This window comes from Nonomuraea sp. NPDC001684 (genome assembly GCF_053596515.1).
In genome coordinates, this window is the sequence record NZ_JBSFGJ010000147.1 from 1 (window position 1) to 20,049 (window position 20,049).

12 protein-coding genes and 4 pseudogenes are annotated in these 20,049 nt (G+C 68.6%); 6 read left to right on the forward strand and 10 right to left on the reverse strand.

The window, feature by feature from the left end:
• Window positions 1–464: pseudogene (locus ACWCSD_RS24755) on the reverse strand (hypothetical protein); the annotation flags it as partial.
• Between the two features lie 632 nt (window positions 465–1,096).
• Here ACWCSD_RS24755 and ACWCSD_RS24760 point away from each other — a divergent pair.
• Both ACWCSD_RS24760 and ACWCSD_RS24765 read left to right on the forward strand, forming a co-directional pair.
• Window positions 1,097–1,486 (forward strand): integrase core domain-containing protein, encoded by a 390-nt coding sequence (locus ACWCSD_RS24760; RefSeq protein WP_397159060.1) that lies wholly within the window; start codon window positions 1,097–1,099, stop codon window positions 1,484–1,486.
• Between the two features lie 229 nt (window positions 1,487–1,715).
• Entirely contained in the window at window positions 1,716–3,830 is a 2,115-nt protein-coding gene (locus ACWCSD_RS24765; protein WP_449918210.1) for an NACHT domain-containing protein, read from the forward strand.
• A 67-nt stretch (window positions 3,831–3,897) separates the two neighbouring features.
• Here the strand turns inward: ACWCSD_RS24765 and ACWCSD_RS24770 are convergent.
• Both ACWCSD_RS24770 and ACWCSD_RS24775 read right to left on the reverse strand, forming a co-directional pair.
• Window positions 3,898–5,241 (reverse strand): annotated as a pseudogene (locus ACWCSD_RS24770) (ISL3 family transposase); the annotation flags it as partial.
• Window positions 5,171–5,713: a hypothetical protein gene (locus ACWCSD_RS24775; protein WP_449918213.1), complete on the reverse strand. Its 543-nt coding sequence runs from the start codon at window positions 5,711–5,713 to the stop codon at window positions 5,171–5,173. The pseudogene ACWCSD_RS24770 and the gene ACWCSD_RS24775, both read right to left, overlap by 71 nt.
• A gap of 1,222 nt (window positions 5,714–6,935) precedes the next feature.
• Between ACWCSD_RS24775 and ACWCSD_RS24780 the strand changes: the two genes are divergently transcribed.
• A complete protein-coding gene (locus tag ACWCSD_RS24780) occupies window positions 6,936–7,115 on the forward strand; it encodes a hypothetical protein (protein WP_397159052.1) in 180 nt (59 codons plus the stop codon).
• Between the two features lie 100 nt (window positions 7,116–7,215).
• On the forward strand, window positions 7,216–7,542 hold the full coding sequence (locus ACWCSD_RS24785; RefSeq protein WP_397159050.1) for a GNAT family N-acetyltransferase: 327 nt from the start codon (window positions 7,216–7,218) through the stop codon (window positions 7,540–7,542).
• Window positions 7,543–7,786: 244 nt separating this feature from the next.
• Here ACWCSD_RS24785 and ACWCSD_RS24790 read toward each other — a convergent pair whose 3' ends face one another.
• The 4 genes from ACWCSD_RS24790 to ACWCSD_RS24805 form a co-directional block, all read right to left on the reverse strand.
• Entirely contained in the window at window positions 7,787–10,840 is a 3,054-nt protein-coding gene (locus ACWCSD_RS24790) for a S8 family serine peptidase (protein WP_449918216.1), read from the reverse strand.
• A gap of 343 nt (window positions 10,841–11,183) precedes the next feature.
• Window positions 11,184–12,065 carry a hypothetical protein gene (locus ACWCSD_RS24795; RefSeq protein WP_397159046.1) on the reverse strand — a complete coding sequence of 294 codons (882 nt, stop codon included), beginning with the start codon at window positions 12,063–12,065 and terminating at the stop codon, window positions 11,184–11,186.
• 97 nt (window positions 12,066–12,162) lie between these two features.
• On the reverse strand, window positions 12,163–13,218 hold the full coding sequence (locus tag ACWCSD_RS24800; protein WP_449918218.1) for a CU044_5270 family protein: 1,056 nt from the start codon (window positions 13,216–13,218) through the stop codon (window positions 12,163–12,165).
• Window positions 13,218–13,802: an RNA polymerase sigma factor gene (locus ACWCSD_RS24805; RefSeq protein ID WP_397159042.1), complete on the reverse strand. Its 585-nt coding sequence runs from the start codon at window positions 13,800–13,802 to the stop codon at window positions 13,218–13,220. Before ACWCSD_RS24805 ends, ACWCSD_RS24800 begins: the two co-directional genes overlap by 1 nt.
• 193 nt (window positions 13,803–13,995) lie before the next feature.
• Here ACWCSD_RS24805 and ACWCSD_RS24810 point away from each other — a divergent pair.
• Window positions 13,996–14,819: pseudogene (locus tag ACWCSD_RS24810) on the forward strand (IS5 family transposase).
• A 122-nt stretch (window positions 14,820–14,941) separates the two neighbouring features.
• On the opposite strand, the gene ACWCSD_RS24815 reads toward ACWCSD_RS24810, so the two are convergent.
• On the reverse strand, window positions 14,942–16,189 hold the full coding sequence (locus ACWCSD_RS24815; RefSeq protein WP_449918220.1) for an esterase/lipase family protein: 1,248 nt from the start codon (window positions 16,187–16,189) through the stop codon (window positions 14,942–14,944).
• 834 nt (window positions 16,190–17,023) lie between these two features.
• Here ACWCSD_RS24815 and ACWCSD_RS24820 point away from each other — a divergent pair.
• Entirely contained in the window at window positions 17,024–17,182 is a 159-nt protein-coding gene (locus ACWCSD_RS24820; RefSeq protein ID WP_449918223.1) for a hypothetical protein, read from the forward strand.
• A gap of 223 nt (window positions 17,183–17,405) precedes the next feature.
• On the opposite strand, the gene ACWCSD_RS24825 is transcribed toward ACWCSD_RS24820, so the two are convergent.
• Together ACWCSD_RS24825 and ACWCSD_RS24830 are read right to left on the reverse strand one after the other, a co-directional pair.
• Window positions 17,406–19,892 (reverse strand): FtsX-like permease family protein, encoded by a 2,487-nt coding sequence (locus tag ACWCSD_RS24825; RefSeq protein ID WP_449918225.1) that lies wholly within the window; start codon window positions 19,890–19,892, stop codon window positions 17,406–17,408.
• A pseudogene (locus tag ACWCSD_RS24830) lies at window positions 19,889–20,049 on the reverse strand (ABC transporter ATP-binding protein); the annotation flags it as partial. The gene ACWCSD_RS24825 and the pseudogene ACWCSD_RS24830, both read right to left, overlap by 4 nt.

Below are 20,049 nucleotides of genomic sequence, written 5' to 3' on the forward strand. Positions count from 1 at the left end.
GCCCACGCTGCCTCGTCCACCCCCGCAGCGGCTAAAACATAGCCTCCCCCCATGTTGGCGGCGAACACGCCGTCCACTCCGGTACGTGGCACACCGGCGGCCCGTCCGGCGAAGCAGCAGTCCAGCATGGTCACCAGCAGGGGCGCACGGCACGCAGCCAAGACCTCGGCGATCGTTGAGTACGGCAGGGCTTGATGTGCGGCGATGCCACGAGTCAAGTCCATCGTTGCCCGAGTGGCTAGATGCAACTCTCCATCCACGCTGAGCAGGCCATGGCCCACGTAATACAGCAGAAGCACATCGTCGGCTTCATCGGCTGCCTTAACCAGTGCATCGCCGAACACGCGTGGATCGTCCGGATCCAGGAGCACGGTCAGGCTTCCCGATTCGAGCCCCGCGCGGTCGATCAGGCAACGGCCCAGATCGAGAAGGGTCTGCTCTACCGCAGGCACCGCTGTCAACATCGATCCTGGAAGGTGCCTGCCCGTACCGACCAGGAGCACGCGAGCCCCTGGGGCGGACAGCATCAGGGAGGCGGCATCATCTGCCCACATCGCTGCTCTCGCTCACTCGATGTCCCAGCCGACTAGTTCCGGCGAATGCCTCGCCCAACGCCATGGTTGCGGTGGCCTGTCCCCGCCACGAAGGTCACGGCTGGCCAACGTCTGCGCCGGCGCTTGCCGCGGCGCGGCTCCATTCGACAGCCGTGGCCGCTCGGTCAGTGGAATACTCTCTGCACGGTCGACGCCCGTGAGGGCCAGCACATGACCTCCCTGGACGAGCTCCGCTCCGAATTCATGCCCACATACCCCGGAGCGTGATTCAAAGCGTCTGCTGTGGAACGTTAACTGAACCTGTCAGCGGCGACCAGCGAAACTCTCCAGACTTCTACTCCACGGCCACGATTTGGCGACAGTTCCTCACCTCCCAAGCCTCCGGCATCCTGGCTTGGGACTTCCTGCACGGCGACACTGTCTTCCTCAAACGCCTGTACGTCCTGTTCGTCATGGAGATCGAGACACGCCGCATACACCTACTGGGCCTCACTCCCAACTCCACGGCCGCTTGGGCCACCCAGTAAGCCCGGAACCTGCTGATGGACCTGGACGAGCGCGCCAGCGCCGTCAGGGTTCTCATCCGAGACCGTGACGGCAAGTTCTCCCGCTCGTTCGATGAGGTGTGCACCGCCAATGGCGTGCGGGTCATTAAGACGCCCGTCCGGTCGCCCCGAGCGAACGCGTTCGTGGAGCGGTTCTTAGGAACGCTACGCCCTGAGTGCCTCGATCACCTACTCATCCATGGTGAGCGGTACCTGCGTAAGGTCCTGGCCGAGTACGAACACTATTTCAACCATCATCGCCCGCATCAGGGCCGTTCTCCTCGCCCGCTGTTGCACGATCCCCGCAAGGTGGTCGACATGACTTCCCGGATCCACTGTCGAAGGACCGTCGCAGGCTCGATCAACGAACACCACGGAGCATCCTGATCGCCCGACAAACGCCCAGCTCAGCAGCAGTATCCGCGTTGTTGCACCGCACAGGCTGGAACTACCACTCCCCTCACTGCCTTGTACGGCTGAGGAAATCGTGCAACGGTCGGATTAACCTTGCCTTTGATTATCCCCATTGGTAGTGCCGTGACGCGACGATGAGTCCATGCCGGGACGAGTTCTCAAATGGGCAGGCATCATTACGTTCGCCAGCATCGTGGGTTGGATGGGCTTGCACTTCAGCCAGGTCGGTTTGGAGAAGGCGGATCAGGCATCCAGCGTGATCGGCGCGTTCATCGGCGTGATCGGCCTGGGCCTGACGGCGCGCGGGATGTGGGCCGAGCGTGTCGCCCGCCTTCCATTGGCTGCGGGAACGCCGGAGGAAAACCTCGCCGCAGCGAAGAGGACCTTGGCCGTCATAGTTGCCCAGCAGTGGGAAACCGAGGCAAGTATCCGCGCCCTGGGTGACCCCGAACCCATCCCGATCTCCTGGCATCTGACCGATGATCCGCGCCTGATGGACCACCTCCGCCTGATCGGCCCCGAACCGTTGACGTTCACCGCCTCCAGTGACTGCGTCCGCCAACTCGCCGAGGATTTCCGGAAGCTGTACCGCCGACGGCTCGTCATCACCGGCGGCCCCGGAACCGGCAAAACCACCCTGGCCATCCAACTCCTGCATGAACTGGCTGGCCCTGACCGTCGAGACGACGACCCGGTGCCGGTCCTCGTGCCAGTCAACGACTGGGACGCCGCCACCTACCCGCGGCTACACGACTGGCTCTCCACCCGCTTGAGCCGCGACTACCCCGCGCTGAGAGCCCAGCGGTTCGGCCCAGGCGCGGCCAAGGCCCTGGTCGACCACGGCCATGTCCTCCCCATCCTGGACGGCCTGGACGAGATCCCCGTCCAAGCCCGCGCCCAGGTGATCGGCACACTGAACCGGTGGCTGGCCAAAGGAGACGCCTTCATCCTGACCAGCCGCACCGAGGAGTTCGCCACCGCGATCGACCAGGCCGGGGACGTGCTGACTGCCGCCGCTGTCATCACCCCCGCTTCCATCACCGCCGCCGCCGCGGAAACCTACCTGTACACATGCCTGCCGCCGGTGCCCCGCCACGACTGGGACCCGGTCTGGGCCGCCCTGCGCGACGGCTCCCACCCAGGGCTGAGCCGGCTGACCGAAACGGCACTGGGGCTCTGGCTCATCCGGACCGTCTACATCACCCCCGCCGCCGACCCCGCCCCGCTGACCGGCCCTCTGGCCGAACAAGAGGCGACCCTGCGGCGGCACCTGTTCGACCATCTCATCCCGGCCGTCATCGACAACCGGCCCCACAGCCTTGACCCCGCCGACCATTTCCGGCCCCGCACCGCCTGGAACCCCGACCACGCCCGTAACTACCTGGCCTACCTCGCCCGCCTCATGCACGAGCACTCCACCTACGACCTGGCCTGGTGGAACCTGGCCCAGCACACCACCTCTCCAGCCGAACAGCGCCTCGTCATCCAACGATCCGGGGTGGCAGCCGGACTCACGCTCGGACTCGCAGTCGCGCTCCTGTTCGGGTTCGTGGGCGGGCCCGCGCTCGATCTCGAGCCCGGTCTCGAGGGCGGGCTTCCGTTCGGACTCATGCTCGGGCTCATCCCCGGCCTGATGCTCGGGCTCATGGGAGCCATGGACGGGCCCAAGGTCTTCACCTGGTTCACTGAATTGCCCGGCTATGCCGATCTTCGCCTCACCGGCAGAACAGCCCGGTTCACCAAGAATGTGCGATTCCAGCTAGTGTTCGGGCTTTTGCTCGGGCAGGCCACGACCTGGCTCGCGGGAGGGCTCGCGGTGATAGACGCGTTCGGGATCGCTGGGGGGTTCGCGGTGGGACTCCCGGCCGGGCTCGTTTTCGCGCTCGCGCTCGGGCTCATCGAATGGGCGGAACGTCCAGCATCCCTTACGGCTGCAATCACGCCCTTGTCGAGCTGGAGAGCCGACAGAACCCTCACGACACTACGAACCACCATCCCTGGACTCGTGAGCGCGCTCGTGGCCGGGCTTGCGGGCGGTTTCGCGGCCGGGCCAATGGTCGGGCTCGCGGATGGGCTCGCGGCCGGGCTCGCGGCCGGGCTCGTATCCGGACTCATGCTCGGGCGCCGCCACGCCTGGCTGATCTACACGCTCGCCATATGGCGGTTGGCCCACGAGGGACACATCCCCCGCAAGCTGATGGACTTCCTGGACGACGCCCACCGCCTCGGCCTGCTGCGTTCCGTCGGCCCGATCTACCAGTTCCGCCACGCCACCTTCCAAGACCACCTCGCCGCCTCCATAACAGAGGGCAGCTGAACCGCCGGCGGGCGGGACTGTAAGAGAACAACGGCTCTGGCCCACTTTCGGTGGTGACGGAAAGTGGTTAGCCGAGCAGGATGCGATGGCGAAGGAGCGCGAAGCCGGCTCGCCCGTACATCTGCCTCTTGATCATTTTCGTTTTGGTGTTGACGCCTTCGGTGCCGCCGTTGTGGAACGGGAGGGTGAGGGCGGCGTTGACGGCGGCCCGGTCGTAGTCCAGCCCGCGGGTGAAGGCGTGCAGGTGAGGCAGGTCGACCTGCCGCGCTTGTCCGATCCAGGCGGTCAGTCGCTGGTCGTTGCCCTGCTTGGGATCGAGGAGAGCGGCGAAGTCCCGGACGAATGTCGCGAGCATGGTCATCTCGTGGCAGGCGTTGATGGTGGCATCCAGTCGCTCGGCGTGGTGGCCGGTGAGCTTGCTCGGTTCGGTGAGAAGAAGGCCGGCCAGACGCTTGGGTGAGATCGCGGGCCGGTCGCATTCGACGCGGCCTTGGTTGATGTAGCGGTAGAGCAGGTTCTGGCTGCCGGTATAGCCGAGTTTCTTGATCTCGGCGAGGAGTTGCTGGACCGGGACGGCGGGATCGTCGGCCCGGCGTTCACGCAGATGGTCGCGGAACGGGTCGACGAGCGTGGGCCGGTATTTCGGCACGCGTACCAGCCGTTCGGGTTGGCTGACCCGGGCGTAGCGCTTGACGGTGTTGAGCGCCAGGCCGAGACGGCGGGCGCATTCCAGCAGACCGACACCCTGATTGAGCAGGGCATGAACCTGCTGCCAGCGCTCGCGTGTGGTGGCGGACCGTACCCCTTCTTTCGGCGGCGGGCCGGTCTTGCCCCAGCAGATCGAGTGCGCGGCGACCTCCTTGACCACGGCTTCGGCCAGGTTGTGCCAGATATGCCAGCGATCACCGATCTGCACTGCGTTCGGCAGGGCGCGACGGATCGCCTCGGCATAGGCACCGCTGCTGTCCCGGCACACCATCCGCACCCCAGGGTGGGCACGCAGCCATGCCTGCAAGGTGTCGGCCTGACGATCGGCGAGCACATCGATCCGTTCCCGCGTCACCGCGTCGATGATCACGGTGGCGTAGCGGTGTCGTTTACGGAGCGCGAAGTCGTCCACCCCGATCACCTCCGGCACCGGACGAGCCGGCAGGGGCAGGCGCAGCAACGAACGGACGGCGCTCTGCCGCGACATCCTGACTCCCAGCATGGCCAGCAGGCGCGATCCCGCCCGCCCGGCCAGTTCCCGCACCACTGCCCCCACCTGCGTGGTCAAGGCGATCGTGCGGCGCTGATACGGCTCGGCCAGCCAGGGCAGCGGCTCTCGAAACGTCTGCCGCTCACACCCGACCGTCGGGCACCTCAGCCGCCGCAACCGCAGCCGCACCAGCACTCGCTGCCCGCCAACCGGCCGGACCAAGGATCAAGAGCCTGCGCCCATGGCCGTACCGGTAGACCTCGTCTGTCGCATCCCGCCAGAAGCGGCCGTCCTCGTCGGCATCGGCCCACACCCGTAAACGGCGTTCCGGACCGCCCACGCGGCGGATGGGCCGGTCGAGAAGCTCGTTCAGGAGATGCGGCACCAGCTCTGCCGCCTCCGTGCCAACTGCTTCCTGCAGGCAGGCGGCACGGAAGGACTGCAGTTCCCGGAAGAACTCCGTCGTGTCCAGAGGCTGGAGTCCGGCGCCGACCTCCCCTCCCCACCATGCCCGGCCGTTGTCCGGGTCGCCCAGTTCGAGCGGATCACGCTCCTCCGTCAGATTGTCCGGATCCTCGAAATACGCCTGCGGATCGTCAGGGACGGGCAGCTCGTCGAGCAGGTAATCCTCGAGATACCGTCGGCTCCACGCGCTACTTCTCCACCACGTCCGGATGGCGTCCACTCCAGCTGAGGACGGCAGCCCATGCCGCACCCATTCGATCTTGAACGGCGGCCGTAGCCGAAGAGGTCCAGCGGGGCGTGAAGAGCAGTTCCCGCGCAGATGGCCTGCAGCCTCGCCTCGGTGAGCGCGTGACTCCGCTCCCCCGGCCGGGCTCCGCTGTCGCACCAATGCCCCGCGAAGGAACAGGCCGGGTCACGGTCGAGTCCGCGATCAGCCACGCGCACGACACTGAGGCGCATCAGGCCGGAGGAGGACAGAAGCACAACATGCGTTTCCCCCTGGACGTCGCCACCGGCCGGGTCGGCGACCCTCACCAGCGCCGCCTCCTCTGCCCAGTCTTCGATCGACGCCCGAAGAGCGGCGGACATCAGTTCGACGCGCCGTGACGCCGGCGTGCCGAACAGGGCGCGCTCCACGGCCGTAGCCACCCCGGGGAGAGGGATCGGCTCGCAGGAGAGCAGCTCGCGCACCGGCCCATAGGGCGACAAGGCCGGAAACACACCGGCGTTCACGAGGGAGGCGGTCTCCGGCCCGGCGGGGGCCTGCGTCACTTCACGAACATCGACGAGGAGGCGAATGCCGACCGCTTCCTTGTCAGGGGTGTCCTCCTGCAGCTACTCATTCAGCAGATGCGCACATGCCGCCACCTGCATCTGCGCGTGCCAGATAGGCGAGTCCCGGCCATCTTCGCATGTGTGCCCCAGAAACTGGCAGATCGTAAAATCCACGAAAGCCTCTCAGTTCGCATGGCTTACTTGAGGCCGCACGCCGCGCCGTGCGCTTTCCGCGCCTCGGCTGCTCTCGCCAACGCCTTCGCGCGCCACTCCCTCGCATCAGTCACCACCGGCAGGGCCATCAGGCACCTCTCCCCCCCCAGGGGGTCGGCTGGTCAGTGACTCCCGTCAGAGATCACGACAGGGCGACCGTCGACCATCATCCCGCACAGGGTCAACGCATGTGACACCAAACCCGGTTCACCGGTCCGCTCCTACTGGCAGGCCATGATCAGGTAACCGCTGCTGTCCGTGTGCTGATCAATCAGTACGACCCGGCGATCGTTACAGGTCGCGCGGGGTCCGCGCCGGACAGCAGAGACCGAGTTTTCGGCACCGGATGTTAGCGCTGGAATACGCTCGAATCCGCGTGGAGAGCGTCTCGGATGCGCTGACCTGCGACTCAGTCATTCCGGAACCGGACGGAAAATAGGCGTTCTGTCCGATCAGTGCTACCTGACGGCTGGGGGCAGCTTCGGGAGAAGGACGCATGGACCAAGACCTTCACCGAGCCGCGTCTCTGCGCCGCGATCGTCGACCGCCGCACCTTCAACGCCGCCATCATCGACACCGGCACTCGCTCCTACCGGCTCGCTCAGAGCGAGGCCCAGCACTCCACCCACAGCTGACGGCGGTCAACCCGTTGTCCGGTGCGTGAGTGCCTGATTCACATCTTCAGCTCGCTGCCAAGCGCGACTGGCAAGATCGGCTTGTGATTCGATCGGCGACGTGGTTGGCATGGGTGAGCTGCACGTCCGGAGTCAAGAACAACGCCAAGGCGAGATCACCTATGTTGTTCACCCGCACAGGTGGGGCCAAGGGGTAGGAACCGCGATAGGGAATGAGCTCCTCAGACGAGGATTCGAGGAGATTGGCCTTCACCGCATCTATGCCACCTGTGACCCGCGAAATGTTGGATCGGCTCGGGTGCTCAGCAAGCTCGGCATGACCTGGGAAGGGCGGCATCGCCACACCGCGCTGATTCGTGACGGTTGGCGAGACTCCGAGCTGTTCAGCATCATCGAAGATGAGTGGCGCGCGGTCTTGCAGCGATAGTCAATGCTCGTTCTCTGGTCCCGCCATGGCGATCTATGCCGGCAGTGACGTCCTCTTTCGGCATGGATGCTGAGCTGAGCCCGCGCCCGCGGGGGGCGATGTTCACGCCCTGCAGGGGTTCGGGGACGGCAGTGTCCCCGAACCCACAGACGGACTGAACCCTCGAACCGGGATCTCACCCAGGTGGGGCCAGAACTCGTGCGTGATCAAGGCGTCCAAGATCGCTACCACCCTGCGGGGAGGGTTATCCGACCGCGTAGGCGTGGTGGATGGTCTGGCTGACGGTGTTGCCCGCGGTGTCGGTCGACGTGGCGCGCAGGGACACGAAGCCCGCCGTGCGCGGGTTGGTCATCTGCGCCGTCCAGTCCGAGCCCTTGACTCTGACCCGGATGTCGCGCCAGGTCGCTCCGTCATCGACGGACATCTGCAGGTGGATGGACTTCACGGCCGCCGCGGGAGCGCCGGGATTGCGTTCGATCCAGATCGGCAGCCGGGTGGACGATCCGGGCTTGGCGCGGTTGTACTCGTCCAGCCCCTCCGGGGCGAAGCGAACCGCCGCCAGGGCGAGCGCTTCCCGCTTGGCAGTGCTCGCCGAGCGGAACGTCCACGTCGATTCCACTTTCGTGGACAGCGTGGAGTGCGGCACCTGTCGGCTGGCCGTCGCGCTGAGCGTGTACCTGGCGGGCTCCGCCGGGAGACCGGTGCTCAGCCGGCAGGAATCGGCCTCCCACAGCCCGCACCTGGTGTAGTCGATCGTGGAGATGACCTGATCACCCTTGGCGAGGCTGACGGTGCCGGTGGCGGCGCCGTCCATGCCGACCCGGCCGGGCACGCCCTCGGAGAACAGCCGGGCGCCGTCGAACGTCACGGTGTTCCCCTCCCGCCAGGCGCCCGAGGTGGCGAAGGACGGGCCGCTGACCGCGACGCCCCACGTCTGCCGATCGCGGCCGTCGCCGGCGGGTCCCGTGGCCCCCGTGACCGCGGATTCGCCGACGCGCAGCGCGCTGGACCACTTGTGCCCTCGCGTCCGGTATTCCGTGAGCTTGCCCGGCAGAGGCACATCGTTCGTGGGGGTCAGGAATCCGTCAGAAACGCCTTCGATGGCGTTCGCCACGAAGTAGGTGCCCTTCGCGGCCGTTCCGGCACCGCGGAAGGTGGTGGTCACCTTGTCGAGGTCCTTCACCCTGGCCGCGTACGTGGGGTCTTCGGGCACGCCGTCATGGCGTTCGTCCACCAGGTCGTAGCGGACGGGGGTGGGAGAGGCGTCCTTCTTGTGGAAGTGCATTCTGGTGACGTACTTCAGTCCGGGCTGCTTGGAGCCGAGCACGAAGTACACGGCGCTGGGGTCGGGCCTGCCTCCGGCCCAGCCGAGGTACCACGAACCGTTGATCACCCACATCTCGGTCCACCCGCTGACGACAGCCGTGGGCTCGTCCAGAGTGAATCTGATCGGTTTGGCCTGGCGCGTGTCCAGGACGATCTCCGTGCCCTGTTCGCCGACCTTCACCGGCAAGTGCGTGGTCGTGATGCGCGTGCCTTCGTAGATGTCCACGTACAGGCTCCACTCGCCGGCGGGGAGCCGGTAGGTGTCCGGCGCGCCGCGAAGGACCATCCGGAGGCTCTCGCCCTTGCCGTTGTAGAATTCCCCGACCGCGTCGACGGGCTGGCCGTCGGTACCCAGTGCGCTGATCTTCACGTCGTAGGCTTCCGGCTCCACGTACGCGGTGGCGACGGTACGGACGAGAAGGTCACCCGATCGGGCCGTGATGGTGCCCGGATGATCGCCGGGCTCCTTGCCGGTCCCGTCGATCGTCACGGCGACCGATGCCGTGCCCTTGGCGGGCACCTCGACCCGCTGTGCCGAGGTGCGCAGCACGTCGCCGTCCACGGTGAGGTTCAGCGTGACCGCAGAGTCGCCGGTGTTGGTGTACGTGATCTCCTTGGTCGCCTGCCGTTCGCCGGATCTGCCCCAGCGGAGGACCGTGCCGATGTTCGCGGGACTGGCATACACCTGCTGACCGACCGCGCGAACCAGGTCGACGCGCCCGGCGCCCTGGTCGAAATGCGTGGCGCCAGCCTGCGGCGCGGCGCTACCGATGAGCGCGGCCTTGAGCTGCTCGCCGCTCCAGTCCGGGTGCTGCTGGGCGAGGATCGCCGCCGCGCCCGCGACGTGCGGCGCCGCCATGGAGGTGCCGCTGTGGGCGACGTACGGGCCGTCTGCCGTGCCCTGCGCGGCCGCCGCCATGATGTCGGCGCCGGGTGCGGTCACGTCGGGCTTGATCGCGTGATCGCCATTTCTCGGGCCGCGGCTGGAGAATTCGGCCATCTTGTCGGACTTGTCGACCGCGCCGACCGTCAACGCCGCATCGGCGCTGCCCGGGCTGCCGACCGAGCCGGGTGCTCCGTCGTTGCCCGCCGCGATGACGAACAGCGCTCCCGTACGCGCTGACAGGGTGTTGACGGCCTGCTCGATCGGGTCGATGCCAGGTGTGTCCGGGCCGCCGATGCTCATGTTGATGATCTTTGCTTTGACCTCGACAGCGGCCCATTCCATGCCTGCCAGCATTGCCGATTCGCTGATGCTTTCTCCGCCGACCTTGCCAAGCGCGATCTTCGCGCCCGGCGCGACACCCCGATACTTCTCTCCGGTGCCCGCCACGATGGAGGCGACATGGGTGCCATGCCCCACGTTATCGGTGATGTCTGGTTCGTCGGAGAAGTTCCGCGACTGCGTGACCACGTCCTTGAGATCGGGGTGGGTGGCGTCGTAACCGGAGTCGAGCACGGCGACCGTGACACCGGATCCGGTCAGCCCCTGTTGCCACGCCTGCGGAGCCCCGATCTGCTTGACGCTCCGGTCAAGGGTGATGGGCCGCTTCCCGTCCAGCCAGATCTTCGACTTGCCGGCGGCCAGTGATCGGGCGCCGCCGACCAGGCTCTGCCAGGTCTGGCCCGCCGTCGCCTTGGACACGCTCGTGCCGGCCAGCCCCAGCCCGGCGAACTCCTTCGCCTTGCGCGTTCCGCTGAGCGCCGATGCCGCCTTCCCTTCGGCGGACTGGACGATCAGCGGTATCTCCGCCTTGTAGCCGTCGCCGTACCGCCAGGTGAGCAGCTGCGTGACGTCGAACAAGCGCTCATCCAGCAGGCCCTGGGCCAGCAGCCGTTTGGCATCCTCTGGAATGACGTGAAGGTGGCCCTGACGGCGCTGGACGTCGAAGCGATGGTTTCTGCCCGGACCAGGCTCGATCCGGTAGCCGTTCGCTGTGACAGTCACCCGGTCGCCGGTCAGCAGCGTCACTGAGCCCGACACCCCGGTCACGGGAGATGCCGGCTCGGCTGCCTGTGCGGCACTCGTGGTACCGCCTGCGATGAGAGATCCCGCCACGATCACGGCGAGGGTTGCGTGGGTTAATTTCATTTGCTCTCTCGTCGTCGATGTGCGGAGAGTTGAAGCCCTCCGATGGGGCAGAGACGCTGATGGCCTGGGAAGTGACTCTGCTCTACCCTCTGGTCAGCGGGGGACCTTGGAGGTGGGCGCGGGCAAGGGGCGCCCAGGCCGGCCCGTGAGATCCGAACTCGTGCGTCACTCGTTGCGAGGGGTGCCGCTCACGCGCCACGAGCGGCACCCCGCGAGCGCTGCGTCAGACGAGCTTGCCGTAGATCCGGGACGGGACCGCCTGGGCCGCGCCTTCCCTTCCGAACTCCTGGTAGACCCGCGACGTGATCTCCACGGCCTTGGGCAAGTAGGCGGGGTAGAAGGCCTTTCCGCACTCCAGGTCCCTCAGCGCCGCCTTGATCTCCTTGTCCAGGTACGGCCTGGCCTGCGCGGGCTTCAGATTCGGCCGGAAGATGACGGTCTTGCCCTCGGCCTCCTTGGGTAGTTCGCCCTTCCACGTCTTCTTGGCGACGTCCGAAGCCTGCCGCACGATCTTCGTGTGGCTCAGACCGTCCAGCGCGGTCGGCCTGGTCTCGCCGACCCCCAAGCACGTGGCGAACTGCTTGCCCAGCTGGACGAGCTGCTTGTCCTGGTCGAGGACGCTCAGCGACTTGTCCACCGCCGCTTCGAGCTGGTCGTAGTAGTCCTCCTGGGAGGTGACGGTCTTGCCCAGCACCTCCTTGACCGCCTGGGAGAAGCAGGCGTCGTCGGCGGCGCGCCACTTCTTCAGCTGGCCGGCCGAGAGCGACATCAGCATCTTGTTGTTCGGGTCCTCGTGCTGGACGGGGTTGACGACCTTGTCCTTGGGATAGACGTTCGGGGACCAGACGCCGAAGCCGTACTTGGCCCGGTACTCCCGCAGCGCCTCCAGGTCACCCGCGAGCCGCTCCTGCTCCCCGGGCTGCCACGTGTACCGAGGCTCCGGGGAGGCCACGTAGTCCAGGCCCCGCTCCATCATGCAGGCGACGCGCTTGGCCTCCTGTTGTGTCTGCTTCTCGTACGCGGTGGCGTCCCCCGACGGCGGCGAGGTGAGGCCGCCGAACGAACCGGCGAGCAGGGTGACCGCGACGGCCTTGGCGATGAACATGCAGGTTCTCCTTTTCCTTGAGGGCATGCCGGATCGATCTGAGGGCATGCGAAACAGAACTCACGGCCCGAAAGGCCGGATCAGGTGGGGAAAGGTCTCAGCAGGGGATCTTCATGCGGGACGCCTTCGGCGACACCTCGGGCAGGCCGGGGGCGAGATCGGCGGCGAGCACCGCGGTGCCGGTCACCGTGCCCTTCTTCTCGATGTACTCGCCCTTGGGCAGCTCCACCCTCTTGTCCTTGGTGACCACCGTGCGCTCGCCCAGGTAGTGATAGGTCTGCCGGTCGAAGATCAGCTCGGACCGGGTGCCGTTGCCCTCGTCCATGGCGACGGCCAGCCCGGGGCGGCCGGAGACGTCCGCCGCGTCACCGATGAGCACGATGCCGTCCAGCCCGGCGGCCACCTGGTAGAGCGCGGCGCCCAGGCTGGGCCGTACCACGGACTCGCGGATCAGGCCCTGGAGGGAGGACCAGATGCGCAGCGGCTCCTCGCCCGTGTCGGCCACGATCTTCGCGCGCACCTGGGCGGGGTCCGTCGGCCAGGTGCGCAGCCGGGCGTAGGCCGGTTGGCCAGGGCAGCCCGACGACTCGGAGAGGATGTCCTCGACGCCGTGGTCCCAGAAACGCCGAGGCGCCGGTCCCGTGGCTGACAGGCTCTGCTTGCGGCTCAGCCAGGGCTTCCCCACGTCGGCGGCCTCCCAGCGCTCCTCGTTGACCATCACCTTGGTGTACTGCATGGTGCCCGCCTTGTCCCTGGTGTACAGGCTGTGCTGGGCCAGCGTCTTGGTGTGAACGTACTGGCCGCGGGCCGGCACCGTGTCGGGCCGGTCGGCAGCGGCCCGCGCGGCCAGGGTGAGCAGCGCCTTAGCGTCGGCCGGAGGGGCAGCGATCAGGTACCCGGGGGTACGCGAGTCGGAGCCGCCCAGACTCACCTGGCTGACGATGATTCCGCCGGTGAGCATCACCGCCATGGCGCCGACCAGAGCGACGCGCCGGATCGGCAGCGCGGTGGGCCACCAGCGGCGCGGACGGTCCAACCGTGACGCCTGTGCCTGGCGGGTCAGGCGGAGGAAGCGGTCACGCCCCCTCGCTGCCGCCTCCGGCGTCGGCTCGGGCTCCGCGAACACGGCCTCGATCAGCTTCAACTCGTCCATCACCACTCCCCGATCGGGTTGACGTCGCCCAAGGCCTTTCGCAGCTTCTTGCGCGCCCTGTTGAACCGGGACCCGACGGTCCCCACCGGTACGTCCAGGGCGGCGGCGATCTCCTCGTAGCCCAGCCCGCCGAACACGAGCAGGAACACCACGTCGCGATCGCCCTTCGCCAGGCCCTTCAGCCCCCGTACGAGCTCCGGCCGGCTGGCCTGCGCCGCGAGCTGCGAGGTCACTCGGTCCTCGTGCCCGTCACCGGAGTCCTCAGCCGCGATCTTGCTGAGCGCGTTCAGGCGGCGGCCCTCCCTGCGGCGGTGCCGGGCCACGACATTCGTGGCGATGCCGAATAACCACGACCGCACGGTGCCCCGCTGCGGATCGAAGCCGCACCTGCCGTCGAACGCGAGCAGGAATGCCTCCGCGACCAGGTCCTCGGCCTGCTCGCCGCCGAGCCGGGCGGCCAGGTAGCGGTAGACCTCCTTGAAGTACCGGTCGTACAGGAGGGCGAAAAGCTCGGGATTGTCCATCGACCGCTCGACCATGGTGACGTCTTCCAGCACATCGTTGGCGTCAGGGGGTGCAGCCATGGCGTCCTTCCGAAGGCGACTGTCTCCCAGTGTTCGCCGCTCGGCAGATTTTCTTCACGCCAGTTTCCGGCGCGGCCATCGAAGCGACCCAGCGGGAACGCGCCCTCAACGCCGAGGACGCGCTGAGAGCACCTAACAGAATGATCTCGGTTGTGCTTTGATCTCTCGCTGTAGCCGAGCGAGAGGGGCGCAGGTGGCCAAGCCGAAGCCATGGGAGGTCAGCGATGATCTCTGGGCTGTGATCGAGCCGCTGTTACCGCAGCGTCAGCGGCTGTTCCGGCATCCAGGGCGTAGGCGACTGGATGACCGGCTGGCACTGCAGGGCATCTTGTTCGTGCTGCACACCGGGATCGCCTGGGAGCACCTGCCGCAGGAGGTCGGCTACGGCTCGGGCATGACGTGCTGACGACGCCTGGCCGAGTGGAACGCCTCCGGCGTGTGGCAGCGGCTGCATGAGGTCCTGCTGGATCGGCTGCGGGCCGCCGACGTGCTCGACTTCTCCCGGGCCGCGGTGGACTCCTCGCAGATCAGAGCGTTGAAAGGGGGGCGCAGACCGGCCCGTCCCCGGTCGACCGAGGACGAGCCGGCAGCAAGCACCACCTGATCATCGAAGCCACCGGCATCCCGCTCGCGGTGATCCTGACTGGCGCCAACCGCAATGACGTCACTCAGCTGCGCCCGCTGCTGGACGCCATCCCGAAGGTCCGCGGCAAGCGTGGCCGGCCGCGTCAGCGCCCCGACGTGGTCCTCGCCGACCGCGGCTACGACCACGACAAGTACCGCCGTTTGGTCCGCGAACTGCAGATACGCCCGCTGATCGCCCGCCGCGGCACCGATCACGGCTCCGGCTTGGGCAAACACCGCTACGTGGTCGAGCAGACCTTCGCCCTGCTCCCTGCGTTCCGACGCTTGCGCATCCGCTGGGAGGTCCGCGACGACATTCATGAGGCGTTCCTCAAGCTGGCCTGCTCGCTCATCTGCTGGCGACGCCTCATCTCATTCCGTCAGCAGCTCTAAAGCATGACAAAGAGCGGCCCCGTGATCTCACTGGTGATCACGGGGCCGCTGCGTCCCTTGCTCAATTCGCCGACAGTGTCGCCATCGAGGATGCGGGGCTGTCGTGAGGGTGGTTGCGTCTTCTAGTCGGGCAGGCGGTCCAGGAGCCAGGTGGCGCCCTCTTCGGTGATCTCGGTGTGGCCGCGGTTGTCGCCGGCGCACAGGAAGTCGTCGAAGTCGCTCTCGTCCGGGGACAGCGCGTCGATGTCGGTGTACAGGTCGGCGTCGGTGACGTCGCGGACGGAGACGGCGCTGATGGACGGGACGAAGCAGTGCCCGGCGATCGGATTGTCGACGTCCAGGCCGAGACCTGTGGCTTCGGCGATGGCGTTGAGCGCGTCGGCGAGGATCTTGAAGCCGGTCAGGATGCCGCCGGGCGCGCCGTCCACGCACGGGACTCCCGGCGCCTGCACCTCGATGACGTCGGGCGTCACCAGGCGAAGCATGCCGGCCAGGGTCTCGGGCGCCTTGGGCTGCGTGCGCAGGTCGGTACCGGTGATGAGGTCGCCGGTGCCCAGCAGCGCGCTCTCCCCGGCGCCGGTGCCGTTGCCCGCACCGTTGCCCGCACCGTCGGCCACGGCGAGCAGGCGCGGGATGCGCGGCCACCCACCGACGGACTCCAGCTCGCGCAGGAACTGGGTACGCAGCGGGTCGACACCGGGCACGCCGTCGGTGCCAGGCAGGTGCCAGGCCAGCAGCTGGCGGGCGGCGGGGCTGTTGAACAGGTCGGAGAAGCGCGAGTCGTAGGCGTTGATGTGGTGCGCGAACGCCTGAAGCGAGATCGGCACGTAGGCGCCACGGTGCGGGGTGTCCCAGGAGAAGTACACGCCGACCTGGTGGTCGATGCGCTGCCTCTCCATCCGGGCCAGGGCGTAGCGGGTGACCAGGCCCCCCATGCTGAACCCGCCGGCCAGCAGGCGGGTGCCGCCGAGCCGCTCGGCGGCGGCGCGGTGGATCGCCGCGGTGGCGGTCTGCGCGTTGTCGAGGATGGAGGCGCCGCGGTCGTCGTAGCCGATGATGACGACGTCGCGGCCGCGCCGGCGCAGCTCGCTGATCAGCGGGAAGGCACGCCTCTCCAGGCCGTCGTAGAGCTCGTCGATGTCGCTGGCCCCGGATCCGAAGCCGTCGGCCAGGAGCACCGGCCGAGTCAGGGCCTGGTTGTGTTCGCCGTAGTACACCCACGCGGTGCCGCCGGGCAGCGGCCAGCGGTCGCTCCACTCCGCGGCGGGAGGAGCGGTGGTGGTGGCGGTCGCCCTTGAGCTGGCGCTGGATGACAGGACGACCGGCGGCGCGGCGCTCAGGGCGCTCGCGATCTGCTGTTTGTTGATCACTCCAGAGTTATCACCATCAGTGACCACACGAACACCTAAAGCTATGATCTCGGTCGGCTCCTGGTTTGGTTCGCACAGGATCGCAGTAGGGAGTCCACTGCTCCGCCGTCGCCGGACGAGTGCACCGTGGCCACGTAGGGATCCGGCCGATCAGGGCGAGGCATCCTCGTGCTTCCCACACCTCAATCGTCCGTCTGTCCGCGGATCTGCAGGCGAGTTGGTTGCATCGGTTGTTCGTCCAGCCATCGGGGATAGTGACAGGCTTCGTTTCGCCGGTGTCGAGGTCGATGAGGCTGCTGATGCGGCGGCCATCTCTCGACAGTTCGGCGACGACCGCCGTCCGTGTGCCGGGCATGAACCGCGTTTCCACATTCCCCATCGTCTCCACGAAGCTCACGCGCACCCGTCGTCCGATGTCCCAGTACTCGATGCCGCGACCGCCCGTGTCCTCCAGGCGCAAGCTTCGCCCGTGGGAGCTGAGCTCGACGCTTGTCCCCCTCGACAGGGGGTGGCCGGTGTCGACGGACGTTTCCGAGCACGACCGCCGGCACACCGCCGCTGATGTCCTGGGCGAGCACGCCGGAGAAGGTGAACGTGCGCTGGTCTCCCCACAGCCGTCTGACCGCAAGTGAACCGCTTGGGCGACTCCAGCGGATCAGGTAGGCCCGGCTGCTGTCGGCCGGCGCCACGGGCATCGGGCTGTACCCGGGCAGCGGGCCGTCGAGGACCTTTCCCCTCGTGGTGTCGAACAGCCACAAATGCGTGCCGTTCACCGTCACAAGGATCTTGTCGTCACGGGTGAAGTGCGATGAGCCGGTGATGGTTCCTTCGTCGATGCGGGTTCCCGTCCGGGCGTTCCAGAGCGTGGGCGTCTCGCTGAACGGTTCCCTGACGACGAGCACGCTGCCGTCGGGGCTGAACGTGGGGCGGTCGGCCCCTGACGCCATGGGCCTGCCGATCCGGGTGCAGGTGCGCGGTTCCCACAGCTGGTAATTGCCGGGCTTCAGGTCGGTGCACGCCGTCACAGGTGGCATCGACGTCACCGGCGCCGTGGCGCAGCCCGGCGCCGGTGACGGGTCGCCCTGATGTTGCCGCTCAGATGGTCAGCGCCACGTTGATCACGACGGCGACGACGACGATCGCCAGCAGGATCCAGGGCCACTGCCGCTTCTGCTTCGGCGGGGTCCAACGGGGTTCGGTCATGTCGATCTCCTTGTCAGCCACGGCCGCTGAGGGCCTGGACGGGACGCGTTCGCAGGGCGATCCGCGCGGGGACGAGCACCGACAGCACGCCGAGCGCCGAGGTGGCGCCGACCACTGCCAGGTAGGTCACGGGCTGGACGGCGGGCAGCGGCAGCCCGGTCAGGCCATAGGCGATCATCGTCAGCGGCAGGAGCGGCGCGGCGGTCCCGATGCCGACCGCGAGCAGGACGGTCAGCGCCGACTCGGCGCGCAGCATCCGCATGACCTGGCCGCGGCTGCCCCCGGCCAGGCGGAGCAGCGCGAACTCCCTGGTCCGCTCGGTCACCGCCAGGGTCAGGGCGTTGGCCACCGACACCGCCAGATATCCGAAGACCAGCAGCAGTGGCAGCAGCCCGCCGAGCATCGCGGCGGCCTCGCCCTCCTCCTGGGCGGCCCGCATGGCCGCGCCGTCGCTGACCACCAGCCCCGGATGCGCCCGGACGAGCGCGCCCAGGTCGGCCGACGGGTCGGCGCGCACGAGGACGGCGTCGTCACGACTCGCCGGCACCACCGCGCGCGGCAGCGTGAGGTCGCCGAAGCCCGAGCCACGGCGGTAGATCGCCACCACTTGTGGCCGGTACGGCGTTCCGTCCCCCAGGTACAGGGTGAGCGTCGAACCGACCTTCGCCGACAGCGTTCCCGCGGCGGCCCGGCTGATCGCCACCGTGCCGGGACGCAGCCCGGCCGCCGACCCGGCCTCCACCCCCAGGTCGACAGTGCCGGCGAGCCCCGCCGGATCGACGGCCTGCGCCTGGTAGTCGAGCACTTCGGGGCTGTCGAGCAGGCGGATCACGGCGTAGACGCGGGTCCGCACGATCGGCGTGACCGCCCGTACCCCGGGCAGTCCGGCGGCATCCGCGCGCACGCCGGGCGGCAGGCCCCACTCACCGCCGGTGAGCGTGTGCGTGGCCAGTGTGCCCCCTTCCAGATCGCGCCGGGCCGCGGCGGCGGTCGTGGCCGGCAGGCCGATCTGCAGCAGCGCGAAGCCGATCGCCAGCGCCATGGGCGAGACCGTCGCGGCCAGCCGCCGTGAGTGGGCGAGGCTGTTGGCCACGGCCAGATGGCCCGCCGCCCCGTACCTGCGGCGCAGCCGGCCGGCGAGCATCCTGGTCCCCAGCCGCACGATGGGCGGTCCGAGCACGCTCAACGCGATGATCATGATCAGGCCGCCGCCGGCCGCGAGCGCCACCGCGTACACGCTGCTCCACCACAGCGGCGCCGACGCCCCCGCGACACCGATGATCAGCAGCAGCACGCCCGAGGCGAGCCGGACCGCCGGCAACCGGGACGGCTCCACCGACACCTCGGTCAGCGCCTGCGCGGGCAGCGGCCGCAGCACCCGGCGGCCGACCGCCCAGGCGGCGGCCTGCGAGAGCAGCAGGCAGACGGCGACCGCGGCCACCATCGGGACGGGCCCCACCGAGATCTCGAAGTCGGCGGGCGCCAGGCCCACCACGCGCAGCGCGTCGAGCAGCAGCACGGCCAGCAGGCCGCCGGGCAGACCGCCGGACAGGCCCGCGAGCAGCGCGACGGCGGCGGTCTCGGCGGCGATCATCCTGGTGACGTGCCGCGAGCTCGCGCCGACCGCCCGCAGCAGCGCGATCTGGCGTCGCCTGCGGTGCGCGGTGAGCGAGAGCGCGCCGGTCAGCACCAGGCCGGCGATCACGACCACGCTGCCGATCAGCGAGGCGGCCAGCTCCTGGAGGTCGGAGCGCGCCTTCCGCACGTCGCCGAACTCGGCCCGGCCGCGCGCCTCTCCCGTGGCGATGGTGACGGAGTCGCCGAGCGCCTCCTTGAGACGTCCGGCCAGTTCCTCCGGGTCGATGCCGGGCCGGGCCAGCACGCCGATGGCGTCGAGCGCCCGCGGCCCGCCGTACAGGCGGGTGGCCTCCTCGTCGGGGAAGAGCACCAGCGGGCGGCGCAGCTCGCCGCGGACGACACCGGCCACGCGGTAGGCGGCGGCGGGAGCCGTACCGGCGACGACGGTGACGTGATCGCCCGGCCGCAGCCCGGCGGAGGCGTCCACGACGACTTCGCCGGGGCCGGGGGCGTGCCCGGCGGCGAGGGTGAACGGGGCCAGCGGCGCGGTGGACCAGCCGTGGCCGGTGGCGGCCGGCGAGCCGCCGCCGATGACGAGATCGACGGGGAAACCGCGGTCGGGGACGGCGGCGCGCACGCCCGGCACCGCGGCCACCCGTTCCAGCAGGGCGCTCGGCAGGGTCGTGGGCTCGGTCAGCGGCTCGGTCTCGCTCTCCCCGCCGATCGTCACCCGCACCGAGTCGGGGCCGCTCACCACGACGTCGGCGGCGGCGTACCGCTCGGCCGGGACCCCGGCAGCCAGGCCCGACTGCAGGATCAGCCCGCAGGCGGTCAGCAGCGCCGAGGCGGCGAACAGGGCGGCGAACGCGCCGGCCAGGCCCGCCTTGTCGGCTTTGAGGAGCTTCCAGATCAGGTCGGTCATGACGCGCCCAGTTGCGTCATGCGCTCGGCCACCCGCTCCGGCGTGGGCCGCAGCGCCTGGCCCGCCAGCCGCCCGTCGGCGAGGAAGACCACGCGGTGGGCGTAGGAGGCGGCGACCGGGTCGTGGGTGACCATGACCAGGGTCTGTCCGGCCTCGT